Genomic DNA, 12,719 nt, shown 5'->3' on the forward strand with positions numbered 1-12,719 from the left:
AAGAATGTTCCTATAGAGAAGGGACTCTAAATATATCAACTGCGCTTTTGTCAAGCCTTTTCAATGCGCGAAATAAAGAATTTACAAACGAAGGGTAAGAACAAATCACCTTCCTTTATAATCTACGGTTCTTTAATCTGGACTTAAAATTCGGGCGATTCTGTGTCTCATATCCACTCAGATAATTTGCTTGAGCTGCGCGGCGTCGATTTTGGTTATGGCGAGCGGCTTGTGCTTAAAAATTTAAACATGTGTTTTAAGCGTGGCCAAGTCGTGGCTGTGATGGGCGGCTCGGGTTGCGGTAAAACAACCATTTTGCGCCTAATTGGCGGGTTGGAGCGCGCGCGACGTGGGCAAGTGCTGTTTGAGGATACGGATATTGGCCCGCTTAATTCAACCGAGCTTTATGCCGTGCGCCGTAAAATGGGGATGCTTTTTCAATTCGGCGCGCTTTTTACCGATATGTCGGTATTTGATAATGTCGCTTTCGCTTTGCGCGAACATACGCAATTGTCAGAAAGTATGCTGCAAGATCTAGTATTGATGAAATTAAATGCAGTCGGTTTGCGCGGCGCGCGTGATTTGATGCCGGCTGAGATTTCCGGTGGTATGGCGCGGCGGGTCGCGTTGGCCCGCACTATTGCGCTTGACCCCACACTCATTATGTACGATGAGCCGTTTGCAGGTCTTGATCCGATTTCACTCGGTATTACGGCGAATCTGATCCGCACTTTAAATCAAGCACTCGGCGCAACCTCCATTTTAGTAACGCATGATGTTCCCGAATCATTTGCGATTGCCGATTATGTCTATTTTATTGTGAATGGCGCTCTGCATGCTGAAGGTAGTCCGCAGCAGTTGCAGGCTTCAACTGATCCGACGGTGCGTCAGTTTCTGGATGGGGAGACTGAGGGGCCGTTCAGTTTTCATTATCCGGGTGCGCCGCTGGCCGCTGATTTTGGACTGATGGCGGACACTGCGGGAGCACGCTTATGATTCGCGCACTTGGGCGTGCTGTACTAAATGGACTAAACCGCACGGGCTATGGCACGCGGATGTGGCTGCGGCTGGTAGGCGAGGGTTGGCGTTTATTGCGGCGGCCACGCTTGGTTACGCAGCAGATTCATTTTGTTGGCAATTATTCGCTGGTTATTATTGCAATTTCAGGTCTTTTCGTCGGGTTTGTGCTGGGTTTGCAAGGCTATTACACGTTAAGCCGCTATGGTTCGGCAGAGGCATTGGGCCTACTGGTGGCGTTGTCGCTGGTGCGTGAGCTGGGGCCAGTGGTGACGGCATTGTTATTCGCCGGGCGAGCGGGAACCGCATTGACTGCTGAAATTGGTTTAATGAAAGCGGGTGAGCAATTAACTGCAATGCAAATGATGGCGGTCGATCCATTCTCGTTTGTGGTTGCGCCGCGCTTCTGGGCCGGGGTCATCGCCATGCCGATTTTGGCGGCGATTTTTAGCGCAGTCGGCATTCTGGGTGGTTATTGCGTTGGTGTCTTAATGATTGGTGTCGATAGCGGAGCCTTTTGGTCACAGATGCAAAGCGGCGTCGATGTGTGGCGTGATATTGGTAATGGCGTGGTGAAAAGCTTCGTCTTCGGTTTGGCGGTGACCTTTATTGCCTTATATCAGGGCTATGAAGCTAAGCCCACGCCTGAAGGTGTAGCGCGGGCTACCACGCGCACCGTAGTGTTTGCGTCGCTGGCTGTGCTAGGACTTGACTTCTTGTTAACGGCATTGATGTTTAGCAATTAAAACGGATCAAAATGATGAAAAAAAACACGCTTGATTATTGGGTTGGCTTATTCGTTGTGCTCGGCGCTTTGGCGTTACTTTTTTTGGCTCTCAAAGCGGGCAATATGAGCGCGTTCTCCTTTCAAGAGACCTATCCTATTAAATCGACCTTCGATAATATCGGTGGTTTGAAGCCGCGCGCCGCAGTTAAAAGCGCTGGCGTAATCGTCGGCCGCGTGGCCCAGATTGATTTTGATAGCACGACTTACCAGGCCGTGGTTACGCTTGATCTGCAAAGACAATACCAATTTCCCAAGGACAGCTCAGCGCAAATTTTGACGGCTGGGTTGTTAGGTGAGCAATACATTGGCCTTGAGCCAGGTGGTGATGAACAGGTGCTGCAAGCGGGCGATACGATTACGATGACGCAATCGGCGGTCGTGCTGGAAAAGCTCATCGGTCAATTTATTTATGGTAAAGCTGCGGACGCGGGTGCAAGTAAACCTAGTCCGGTTGCTGCGCCGGATGCGGCTGGCGCAACGCCTGAAGGCCAATAATGAAAGCACTGTCAAAGGTTACTATGTCCGTCGGTTTGTCGTTACGCCGGATCGCGCTATGCTCGTTAGTCTTAGGGCTTGCTGCTTGTGCTAGCGTGCAGGCGCCGACAAAATCTGATCCGTTTGAAAGCATGAATCGCACGATCTTTGAGTTTAATGATGCGGTCGATCGTTTTGCGCTTAAACCGGTGGCGAAAGCCTATAACCGGACGCTCCCTAAAGGCGTGCGTACGAGCGTGGCTAATTTCTTCTCCAACCTGGGTGATGTTTCGGTCATGGCGAATAACCTGCTGCAGGGCAAAATTACTGCGGGCACAGAAGATTTGATGCGCATTTCGATCAATACCCTGTTTGGCATTGGTGGTTTATTTGATGTCGCAAGCGCCGCTGGGTTGCCTAAACACCAAGCCGATTTGGGGCTGACGTTAGGCCATTACGGTGTCGCGTCCGGCCCATATCTAGTCTTGCCGATCTTTGGTCCAAGCACGCTCCGGGATATGACGGGCTTATTGGTGGGGCGGGAGGTGGATCCTATGACCTATATTGATCCAGTGGCGCTGCGCAATCAGGCATACGGTTTGCGTGTGGTTAATGTGCGCGCGTCTTTATTAGATGCGAATGATTTACTCGAAGATGCGGCGCTCGATAAATATTCATTTGTGCGCCAGGCTTATCTTCAACGTCGTCAATATCTAATCTATGATGGCAATCCGCCACCGCCAGAATATGAGGATGCTGACGACGATGTCCCTGGATATGATACTGAAGCAGAATCGGCGGTGCCGCATACGGCTCAGCCGGAAGTAGCGGAAAAAGAGGAACTGGCACCGCAAGGGGCGAGGGTTGAGCTGCTTGATGAAAAAGAAACGCCAGCAGAAGCAAACAAATCCATACCTGCTTCACAAGGTTTGCCACCTCTGAGGACTTTTCCAAGTCTGCGTTTGCCGTAGGAGATTGATCAGGCCAAACAACGACCGGATGGTATGGTTAAAGCAAGCAATGAATTGAATAAATTTAGATGATCGTCTTTTTAAGGGTAGGGCATATGAAAGAAAAAAATTTACGGCCAATTTTCTCACTCGTATACGCGGTGTTGTGCTTATTTTGTGGGAGTGGTATCGCGCAAGTTGCCGAGGCCAGCGTCACCGCGAGTACGCCTGACGGCTTGGTTAAAACCATCACCTCTGAAGTGCTAGATACCATCAAGAAAAATCCTGATAATTTTCAAAAGGGCGACATCAGCAAAATTTCTCAGTTGGTGGATCAAAAAATTCTACCGCATGCAGATATTGAGCGTACCACGCGTTTAGTGATGGGACGCCACTGGCGGACAGCCACGCCACAGCAACAAGCAGAATTAGTCATCCAATTTAAAGATTTATTGTTTTATACCTATTCAGGTGCCGTATCGCAAATTCGTGATCAGAAGATTGAGTACTTACCTTTCCGCATGGTGCCGGATGCATCTGATGTCGTGGTGCGCACCAAGGTCATTAACCAAGGGCAGATTATCGGACTTGATTATCGCCTAGAGAAAAAAGGGGATGAATGGAAAGTCTACGATCTCAACGTAGGCGGCGCTTGGTTGGTGCAAACCTACCAGCAGCAATTCAGTGAGCTTATTTCGCAACGTGGAGTGAGTGGTTTGCTTGAATTTTTAAAGCAGCGCAACCAGAAACTCGCTAATGGGCCGCATTAATGGCAGTGTTTTCGACAGGGGTAACACTTACACATGTAAGCGCAATGACTGAGCTTGAGGCGGGTTTAGACTATATCGCCAAGAGTTCAGCCGAAGTGGTGCGGATTGACTGTGCCTCGTTGGCGCAGTTCGATTCGTCTGCGCTGGCGATTTTGCTGGCTTGGTTGCGTGCTGCGCATGCTCAAGGCAAGGCGCTTGAAGTGCTACATGCGCCAACCAAACTCGCTCATTTAGCGCGTGCTTATGGCGTAGATGAGTTATTGAAGCTGTAAAAGTAGTCTGTTGCGTTGCGAGCGGTTGCTTGAGATGAATTAGACATAGCTGAGTTTTTATGCGCCGCGCTCGAGCCATCACTGCGGGTTGACGCGCATTTCGCCTATAATCAAGGATTCAGTAACTGAACCGTCCAATTTCGAGATTGTCGACTTTTCTTATATTCCAATGCCAGCCATAGAAATCCGTAACATCAAAAAACGCTACAAAACGCTCCAAGCTCTCAAAGGCATCGATTTGTCGATTGAAGAGGGTGAGTTTTTTGGCTTGCTTGGCCCTAATGGAGCTGGCAAAACCACTTTAATTAGCATTCTTGCCGGTCTGGCGCGCGCGGATGAAGGTGAAGCGTTCGTGCTTGGACATAACGTAGTGACGGACTTTCGTGCGGCGCGCCAAGTATTAGGCGTGGTGCCGCAAGAGTTGGTGTTCGATCCTTTTTTTACGGTACGCGAAACGTTGCAAATTCAATCAGGTTATTACGGGCTGAAACGTAATGATGATTGGATTGATGAGGTGATGGCTAACCTTGATTTAACCGAGAAGGCGAATGTGAATACCCGCGCTCTGTCCGGCGGCATGAAACGCCGTTTGCTGGTGGCGCAGGCATTAGTGCATCGGCCGCCCGTAATTGTATTAGACGAGCCAACTGCGGGGGTGGATGTTGAGTTGCGCCAGGGTCTATGGAAATTTATTGCGCGCTTAAATCGGGAAGGGCATACCGTTGTCTTAACGACGCATTATCTCGAAGAGGCGGAGCAATTGTGTGACCGTATCGCAATGCTTAGAAGAGGCGAAGTGGTTGCGCTTGATAATAAGCACGCCATGCTGCAACGGTTTTCTAGCGCTCAGCTATTGCTGCGTTTGGCACAAGGTGGATTACCCGCCAGCTTGCAAGGGCTTGCCATAGAGCAGCAGATCGATGTTAATCAATATGCGCTACGGCTTAACTCTTATGCTGAAGTCGAGTCGATTCTTGCGCAATGCCGTGCGGCGGGGTGTGAGATTGAAGAAATTGAAATTCGTAAAGCGGATCTTGAAGATGTGTTTATCCAGGTCATGAAGGGCTCATCAGCGGCTGAAAAAATTAAGAGGAACGCATGATGATTGGTTTTTATACCCTGTTTTATAAAGAAGTTCTGCGTTTTTGGAAAGTCAGCTTGCAGACGATTACCGCGCCGGTTATTACGGCTTTTCTGTATCTGGTGATTTTTGGTCAAGCCTTGCAAAATCATGTCCAGGTATATCCAGGAGTGGAATATAAGAGTTTTTTGATCCCCGGTTTGGTGATGATGAGCATACTGCAAAACGCTTTCGCCAATAGTTCATCCTCGTTGATCCAATCGAGGGTGACGGGCAACCTGGTGTTTATGCTGTTGTCGCCATTAGGCCCGCGTGAAATATTTAGCGCGTATGTGCTGGCTTCGATTGTGCGTGGAGTCTGCGTAGGGGTGGGCGTATGGTTGGCGACGGTTTGGTTTGTTCCCGTTAGTTTCGCAGTGCCATTCTATATCTTCGCATTTGCGGTATTGGGGGCAGCTATTCTGGGCACAATGGGGTTAGTGGCAGGTATTTACTCAGAAAAGTTTGACCAATTGGCAGCTTTTCAAAGTTTTTTAATTGTTCCTTTGACTTTCTTAGCGGGTGTGTTTTATTCGACAGAAGCCCTGCCGGGGTTCTGGAAGCTCGTCTCTAGACTGAATCCGTTTTTTTATATGATTGATGGTTTTCGCTATGGCTTTTTTGGGGTGTCGGATATTGCCCCGCTTAAGAGTCTGATGATCACCTTGGGATTTTTTATTGTACTTGCTGGCTTGGCGATGCGCCTGTTAGTGAGCGGTTATAAATTGCGCCATTGAAGCGCTAGGCGAAAAATTATGGATAAATTGCTGATTCAAGGTGGCCAGCGTTTAGTCGGTGAAGTTAATGTTGCGGGTGCTAAAAATGCGGCTTTGCCGATTTTGTGCGCCAGTTTATTGAGTGCCGGGCAGCTTGATTTAGGAAATGTGCCTAATCTACAGGATGTGCGCACCATGCTTGCATTGCTCGCGCAAATGGGGGTGCGCGCCGAAGTTTCTGGTCATGCAATCAGCCTGGATGGCCGTTGGGTCGATAAGCCGCTAGCTCCTTATGAGTTAGTCAAGACAATGCGCGCTTCAATTTTAGTCTTGGGGCCGCTGCTCGCGCGCTTGGGCGAAGCGCGGGTCTCGCTGCCAGGCGGCTGCACCATTGGCGCGCGGCCGGTTGATCAGCATATTAAAGGCCTACAGGCGATGGGCGCGCAGATCGAACTGGAGCATGGATATATTAATGCGCGCATCAAGCAAGGTATGCGGCTCAAAGGCAGTCGTATCATGTTTGACATGATCACTGTGACGGGCACAGAAAACCTGCTTATGGCGGCGACCCTGGCCGAAGGTGAAACTGTACTGGAGAATGCAGCGCGTGAGCCGGAAGTGGCTGATTTGGCGCATCTCCTGGTAGCGATGGGGGCAAAAATTGACGGCATTGGCACGGATCAGCTTACGATTCAAGGGGTAGAGCAGCTCCATGGTGCGCGCCACCAAGTGATTCCTGATCGGATTGAAGCCGGCACTTTTCTGTGCGCGGTCGCCGCAGTGGGCGGCGAGGTTACGTTGCGGCAGATAGAGCCTCATTTGTTGGATGCGGTTTTAAAGAAACTCAGCGCAGCAGGTGTTCGGATTGAGTCAGGGTCTAATTGGATTCGCGCTTCGATGCATCAGCGTCCGACGGCAGTGAGTTTCCGTACTTCAGAATATCCGGCCTTTCCGACAGATATGCAGGCGCAATTTATGGCGCTGAATTGCATTGCGGTGGGGGCGGCTCAGATTGTCGAAACGATTTTTGAAAATCGTTTTATGCATGTGCAAGAGCTTAACCGGTTAGGCGCGAATGTGATGGTGGATGGCAGTACTGCATTTGTGACTGGGGTTGCGCATCTCTCTGGCGCGACGGTGATGGCGACCGATCTGCGCGCTTCAGCTTGTCTTGCCATTGCAGGGCTGGCCGCGGAGGGTGAAACGCTGATTGAGCGGATTTATCACCTTGATCGTGGCTATGACCAGATGGAAAAGAAATTGTCCGCCTTGGGGGCACAGGTCAGCCGTATTACAGAAACTGCGGCGGTGGCGCAGTCCACGTAATGAAGACTCAAACCGTAGCGCAACCCTCGCAGATAATCTCTGCGCCTCTCACTCTAGCCTTATCTAAAGGTCGTATCTTTGATGAAACGAAGCCTTTTTTGGCGGAAGTGGGGATTGCCGTTGACGGTGACCCAGAAACCTCACGGCGCTTGATTTTGCCGACTACGCAACCGAATTTGCGAGTGATTGTAGTGCGTGCCACCGATGTACCGACCTACGTGCAGTATGGTGCGGCTGATTTTGGGGTAGCGGGTGCGGATGTATTGCTTGAGCATGGTGGCGAAGGCTTGTATCAACCGATCGATCTCAAAATTGCAAATTGCCGTATATCCGTGGCTGCGCCAGAGGACTTTGATTATGCGAATGCAGTGCGCCAAGGCGCGCGCTTGCGCGTTGCCACCAAATATCTGCAGACGGCGCGTGAACATTTTGCAGCCAAAGGCGTGCACGTTGATTTAATCAAATTATATGGTTCGATGGAGCTTGCGCCTTTGGTGGGCCTAGCGGATGCGATTGTAGATTTAGTCAGCTCAGGCAGTACCTTGCGCGCCAATCGTTTAGTTGAAGTAGAGCAGATCAAGTCAATCTCATCACGTTTAATTGTCAATCAGGCAGCGCTCAAATTAAAACGCGCAGCGTTGCAACCGTTATTAGATGCATTTGAACGCGTAGCAAATTAATTTTTTAGATAGGTGAGGGAAAATGTCTTTAAAGCTGCGTCGGCTGGATACCCACGCGAGTGATTTTAAAGTCGCGCTGCGTGCATTGCTGGCTTTTCAGGCAGACGAAGATGAGGCGATTGAGCGGGCGGTGGCGGATATTTTGGCTGATGTTAAACACCGTGGCGACGCCGCAGTGTTGGACTACACCAAGCGCTTCGATCGGCTTGAAGCGGCGCATCTCAGTGCACTTGAAATTGACGCAACGCAGCTTGAACATTTTTTGCTCGGGCTTGAACCAAAACCACGCGCTGCGCTTGAAGCGGCGGCGCGACGTATTCGCGCTTATCATGAAAAACAAAAAATTGAATCAGGCAGCCACAGTTGGCAGTACGTCGAAGCGGATGGCACGGTATTAGGTCAACAAGTATTGCCGCTTGAGCGAGTGGGTATTTATGTGCCGGGCGGCAAGGCGGCGTATCCTTCGTCGGTGTTAATGAATGCGCTGGCCGCCCAAGTGGCGGGGGTGCGTGAGATTATGATGGTCGTACCTACCCCGGATGGGGTCCAAAATCCTCTGGTGATGGCGGCAGCGCATTTAAGTGGAGTCTCGCGCATCTGGACCATAGGCGGGGCGCAAGCGATTGCGGCGCTGGCTTATGGGACTGAAACGGTGCCTGCCGTAGATAAAATTGTTGGGCCGGGCAATGCGTATGTAGCCGCAGCTAAGCGCCGTGTGTTTGGCACAGTAGGGATTGATATGATTGCTGGACCATCGGAAATTCTTATTCTTTGCGATGGTACGACAGATCCTAATTGGGTGGCGCTTGATCTGTTTTCTCAAGCTGAGCATGATGAGCTGGCGCAAGCTATTTTGTTATGCCCGCAAGCAGAATTTATTGAACAGGTAGCGCAGGCGATGAATCGTTTATTGGCTGGGCTGCCGCGCCAAGCCGTGATTAAACAATCGCTTGAAAAGCGTGGCGCTTTGATCAAAGTGCGCGATATGGCTGAGGCATGTTCGCTGGCTAACGAGATCGCACCTGAGCATTTGGAAATCTCCGCGCTTGAACCACGCCGTTGGCTGCCGCAGATTCGTCATGCAGGGGCGATTTTTCTGGGGCCTTATAGTAGCGAAAGTTTAGGTGACTATTGCGCTGGACCTAATCATGTGTTGCCTACTGCGCGTACTGCACGCTTTTCCTCGCCGTTAGGCGTATATGATTTTATTAAGCGCTCGAGCCTGATTGAAGTGAGTGAACAAGGCGCTCAAACGCTTGGCAGGATTGCTGCTGAACTGGCTGAAGGCGAAGGGTTGCAAGCTCATGCGCAAAGTGCGCGTGGGCGGATAAGGTGATGCGTCTAGATTCCGTTTATCCTATGCTGGCGCTAAAAAATATCTGCTTTAGGGGGTGTGTTACGCCCTATACCCTATGCTCAACCCTGAGAATTTGATTCGCCCTGAGGTACTCGCGATGACGCGTTACGCCGTTACGGATGCGGACGGCCTAATTAAGCTTGATGCGATGGAAAATCCGTTTCCGCTACCTGAGCCGCTGGCTCATGAGCTGGGTCAACGGCTGAGTCAACTCGCCTTAAATCGCTATCCTGCGCCGCATCCAAGCGCCTTAATTGAAAAACTCAAACGCATGATGGACGTGCCGTCCGGCTGTGATGTGCTGCTCGGCAATGGTTCTGATGAAATTATCAGCATGCTGGCAGTTGCCTGTGCTCGACCTGGGGCGAAGGTCTTAACGCCGGTGCCTAGTTTTGTCATGTATGAGCAAACGGCGCGCTTGGCCCAACTTGAATTTATTGGTGTGCCGCTAAAAGACGATTTTACGCTGGATACACAAGCGATGTCATTAGCGCTAGAGCGTCATCAGCCAGCGCTGGTTTATTTGGCGTATCCCAATAACCCAACTGGCAATTTATTCGACACGGACGCGCTTGAGCAAATCATTGGTGCGGCGCATGCGAGTTTGGTGGTGATCGATGAAGCGTATCAGCCATTTGCTGAGCATTCTTGGATGAAGCGCCTTACCGAATTTAAAAATGTGCTGGTGATGCGCACCTTTTCTAAGCTGGGGCTGGCCGGAATTCGCCTAGGATATTTAGTGGGCGCCCCGGCTTGGTTGGCGCAGATTGACAAAGTGCGCCCACCTTACAACACAAATGTTTTGACGCAAGCGGCGGCTGAATTTTTGTTGGACCATTTGACATTATTCGACAAGCAAGCAGCGCTGTTGCGCGCTGAGCGTGCGCGGCTCGCCACGCTACTGGCGCAGTTGCCTGAGTTAACGGTCTACCCGAGCGCCGGCAATTTTTTATTGGTGCGTACGCCAGATGCGCAGCGCGTGTTCGATCACCTATTGGCGCAGCGAATATTAGTCAAAAACCTGAGTAAAATGCATCCGCTCCTCTTGCATTGCTTACGTTTAACCGTTGGCACGCCGTTCGAGAATGAACAACTTTTGGCCGCCCTGAAGACGGCACTGGTTGAAGCTTAAGGATGTGCTGGAATTGAGATTGACTCACATCTGAATTTGATTCTATAGAGACTAAAGAAAGCAAAATGCGTCACGCAGAAATTATTCGTCATACTAGCGAAACACATATTTGTGTGAAACTTAATTTGGATGGCACGGGTCGGCAGAAATTGAATACTGGCGTGCCGTTTCTTGACCATATGCTAGATCAAATTGCTCGTCACGGCTTACTTGATCTAGAGGTTGAAGCGCAGGGCGATGTGCATATCGATGATCATCACACGGTGGAAGATATTGGCATTGCATTGGGCCAAGCCGTGGCGCGCGCAGTTGGCGATAAAGCCGGGATTCGTCGCTATGGACACGCCTATGTGCCGCTCGATGAGGCTTTATCACGCGTCGCAATAGATTTTTCTGGACGCCCCGGACTTGAGTTTCATGTGCCATTTACACGTGCGCGCGTAGGAAATTTTGATGTGGATTTAACCATTGAATTTTTCCGTGGCTTCGTTAATCATGCCGCCGTAACGCTGCATATCGATAATTTGCGAGGCATCAACGCGCATCATCAGATTGAAACTGTATTTAAAGCGTTCGGCCGCGCGCTGAGAATGGCGACTGAGCTTGATCACCGCGCGGCTGGGCAAATTCCCTCTACCAAAGGTAGCCTGACTGAAACGGTGGCCAAAATTTGAGTTATTTTTTACACGCCGTGTGTGTTTTGTCATGAAAACTTCCGTCGCCATTATTGATTATGGTATGGGCAATTTGCGCTCAGTGTCGCAAGCGTTAAAGCAAGCCGCGCCGGAAGCTCAAGTCGAGATCGTGACGCGGCCAGAAGCCGTGCGCGCAGCGGATCGGATTGTGCTACCAGGCCAAGGCGCCATGCCTGATTGTATGCACGCCCTGCATGCGGCGGGCTTGACTGAGGCCGTGTTAGAAGCTGCTGGCTCTAAACCGCTGCTGGGTATTTGCGTCGGCGAGCAGATGTTGTTCGATTGGAGCGCGGAAGGCAATGCGCGTGGCCTTGGCTTATTTCCCGGTCAGGTCGTACGCTTTGCGCTTGACGGCGATTTACAAGATGATGGTTCGCGCTTTAAAGTACCCCATATGGGCTGGAACCGAGTGCGCCAGACCTTGCCCCATCCGCTATGGAATGGCATTGCAGATCATAGTTTTTTTTATTTTGTTCATAGCTATTATGTTGCGCCCGCTGAACCAATGTGCACCATCGGTGAAACGATTTACGGCGCGCCTTTTACCTCTGCAGTTGCGCGTGATAATATTTTTGCTACCCAATTTCACCCAGAAAAAAGTGCTGCTGCAGGGCTACAGCTATACTACAATTTTCTTCATTGGAACCCATAAACCCTTATCTGCTTAAGATTGCTATGTTATTGATCCCCGCCATCGACCTGCAAGACGGACAGTGTGTGCGCCTAAAACAAGGCGATATGAAACAAACCACGGTGTTTTCTACCGAGCCGGCAAAAATGGCCCGCCATTGGGTCGATCAAGGTGCGCGCCGTCTGCATTTGGTTGATTTAAATGGTGCTTTCGCGGGCAAGCCAAAGAATGAAGCGGCGATTCGGGCCATTATCCGTGAAGTGGGTAAAGAGATCCCACTTCAGCTAGGGGGCGGAATTCGCGACCTTGGGACTATCGAGCGCTATCTGGATGACGGGTTATCGTATGTGATTATTGGCACCGCGGCAGTTAAAAACCCTGGTTTTTTACGCGAAGCATGCAGCGCATTTAATGGTCACATCATTGCTGGTCTGGATGCAAAAGCCGGCAAAGTGGCCACCGATGGGTGGAGTAAACTCAGTGGTCACGAAGCCCTTGATCTGGCGCGCAAATTTGAGGATTATGGCTGCGAGGCTTTGATCTATACAGACATTGGTCGGGATGGTATGTTGCAAGGGATCAATCTCGAGGCCACGGTGCAAATTGCGCAGAAGGTCAAGATCCCAGTGATCGCCAGTGGCGGGTTAGCGAGCTTAGCGGATATTGAAGCTCTGTGCACAGTTGCAGATCAAGGTATTGAAGGCGTCATTTGCGGCCGCGCAATCTATACCGGTGAGCTAGATTTCGCGGCAGCACAAAGTCGGGCGGATAAACTAACAGGCTGAATTTTCT

Annotated in this window: 15 protein-coding genes; all 15 read left to right on the forward strand. The window is 50.6% G+C overall.

The genetic code is table 11. The features are described 5' to 3' along the window. Positions 1-171 precede the first annotated feature (171 nt). The 15 genes from MCB1EB_RS01465 to hisA all read left to right on the forward strand — a co-directional run bounded on the left by MCB1EB_RS01465 (position 172) and on the right by hisA (position 12,712). Complete coding sequence (locus MCB1EB_RS01465; RefSeq protein ID WP_045365995.1) at positions 172-996, forward strand: ABC transporter ATP-binding protein; 825 nt, start codon at positions 172-174, stop codon at positions 994-996. Further along, positions 993-1,763 (forward strand): lipid asymmetry maintenance ABC transporter permease subunit MlaE, encoded by a 771-nt coding sequence (gene mlaE, locus MCB1EB_RS01470; protein ID WP_026922027.1) that lies wholly within the window; start codon positions 993-995, stop codon positions 1,761-1,763. The genes MCB1EB_RS01465 and mlaE overlap by 4 nt, the downstream gene beginning before the upstream one ends. 14 nt (positions 1,764-1,777) lie before the next feature. Beyond that, the gene (gene mlaD, locus MCB1EB_RS01475; RefSeq protein ID WP_045365992.1) at positions 1,778-2,299 is read left to right on the forward strand and encodes an outer membrane lipid asymmetry maintenance protein MlaD; all 522 of its coding nucleotides are present in this window, start codon (positions 1,778-1,780) and stop codon (positions 2,297-2,299) included. Continuing rightward, a complete protein-coding gene (locus MCB1EB_RS01480; protein WP_232034133.1) occupies positions 2,299-3,249 on the forward strand; it encodes an MlaA family lipoprotein in 951 nt (316 codons plus the stop codon). Before mlaD ends, MCB1EB_RS01480 begins: the two co-directional genes overlap by 1 nt. 95 nt (positions 3,250-3,344) lie before the next feature. Next, positions 3,345-3,998 carry an MlaC/ttg2D family ABC transporter substrate-binding protein gene (locus MCB1EB_RS01485; RefSeq protein WP_045363404.1) on the forward strand — a complete coding sequence of 218 codons (654 nt, stop codon included), beginning with the start codon at positions 3,345-3,347 and terminating at the stop codon, positions 3,996-3,998. After that, positions 3,998-4,270: an STAS domain-containing protein gene (locus MCB1EB_RS01490; protein ID WP_026922023.1), complete on the forward strand. Its 273-nt coding sequence runs from the start codon at positions 3,998-4,000 to the stop codon at positions 4,268-4,270. The genes MCB1EB_RS01485 and MCB1EB_RS01490 overlap by 1 nt, the downstream gene beginning before the upstream one ends. A 169-nt stretch (positions 4,271-4,439) precedes the next feature. Further along, a complete protein-coding gene (locus tag MCB1EB_RS01495; RefSeq protein ID WP_045365987.1) occupies positions 4,440-5,372 on the forward strand; it encodes an ABC transporter ATP-binding protein in 933 nt (310 codons plus the stop codon). Further along, complete coding sequence (locus MCB1EB_RS01500) at positions 5,372-6,127, forward strand: ABC transporter permease (RefSeq protein WP_026922021.1); 756 nt, start codon at positions 5,372-5,374, stop codon at positions 6,125-6,127. Before MCB1EB_RS01495 ends, MCB1EB_RS01500 begins: the two co-directional genes overlap by 1 nt. A gap of 18 nt (positions 6,128-6,145) precedes the next feature. Next, positions 6,146-7,432, forward strand: a complete 1,287-nt coding sequence (gene murA / locus MCB1EB_RS01505) for a UDP-N-acetylglucosamine 1-carboxyvinyltransferase (RefSeq protein ID WP_045363401.1) — start codon at positions 6,146-6,148, stop codon at positions 7,430-7,432. Between the two features lie 35 nt (positions 7,433-7,467). Then, positions 7,468-8,112, forward strand: a complete 645-nt coding sequence (hisG, locus tag MCB1EB_RS01510; RefSeq protein ID WP_026922019.1) for an ATP phosphoribosyltransferase — start codon at positions 7,468-7,470, stop codon at positions 8,110-8,112. Between the two features lie 22 nt (positions 8,113-8,134). Further along, entirely contained in the window at positions 8,135-9,448 is a 1,314-nt protein-coding gene (hisD, locus tag MCB1EB_RS01515) for a histidinol dehydrogenase (RefSeq protein WP_026922018.1), read from the forward strand. A gap of 76 nt (positions 9,449-9,524) precedes the next feature. Beyond that, positions 9,525-10,601, forward strand: a complete 1,077-nt coding sequence (hisC, locus tag MCB1EB_RS01520; protein ID WP_045363398.1) for a histidinol-phosphate transaminase — start codon at positions 9,525-9,527, stop codon at positions 10,599-10,601. Positions 10,602-10,666: 65 nt separating this feature from the next. Continuing rightward, entirely contained in the window at positions 10,667-11,275 is a 609-nt protein-coding gene (gene hisB, locus MCB1EB_RS01525) for an imidazoleglycerol-phosphate dehydratase HisB (RefSeq protein WP_045363395.1), read from the forward strand. Positions 11,276-11,306: 31 nt separating this feature from the next. Further along, positions 11,307-11,948, forward strand: a complete 642-nt coding sequence (gene hisH, locus MCB1EB_RS01530) for an imidazole glycerol phosphate synthase subunit HisH (protein WP_026922015.1) — start codon at positions 11,307-11,309, stop codon at positions 11,946-11,948. 23 nt (positions 11,949-11,971) lie between these two features. Then, a complete protein-coding gene (gene hisA, locus MCB1EB_RS01535) occupies positions 11,972-12,712 on the forward strand; it encodes a 1-(5-phosphoribosyl)-5-[(5-phosphoribosylamino)methylideneamino]imidazole-4-carboxamide isomerase (RefSeq protein WP_045363392.1) in 741 nt (246 codons plus the stop codon). The last annotated feature ends 7 nt before the right edge of the window (positions 12,713-12,719 follow it).

This window comes from Mycoavidus cysteinexigens, from assembly GCF_003966915.1.
GTDB lineage: Bacteria > Pseudomonadota > Gammaproteobacteria > Burkholderiales > Burkholderiaceae > Mycoavidus > Mycoavidus cysteinexigens.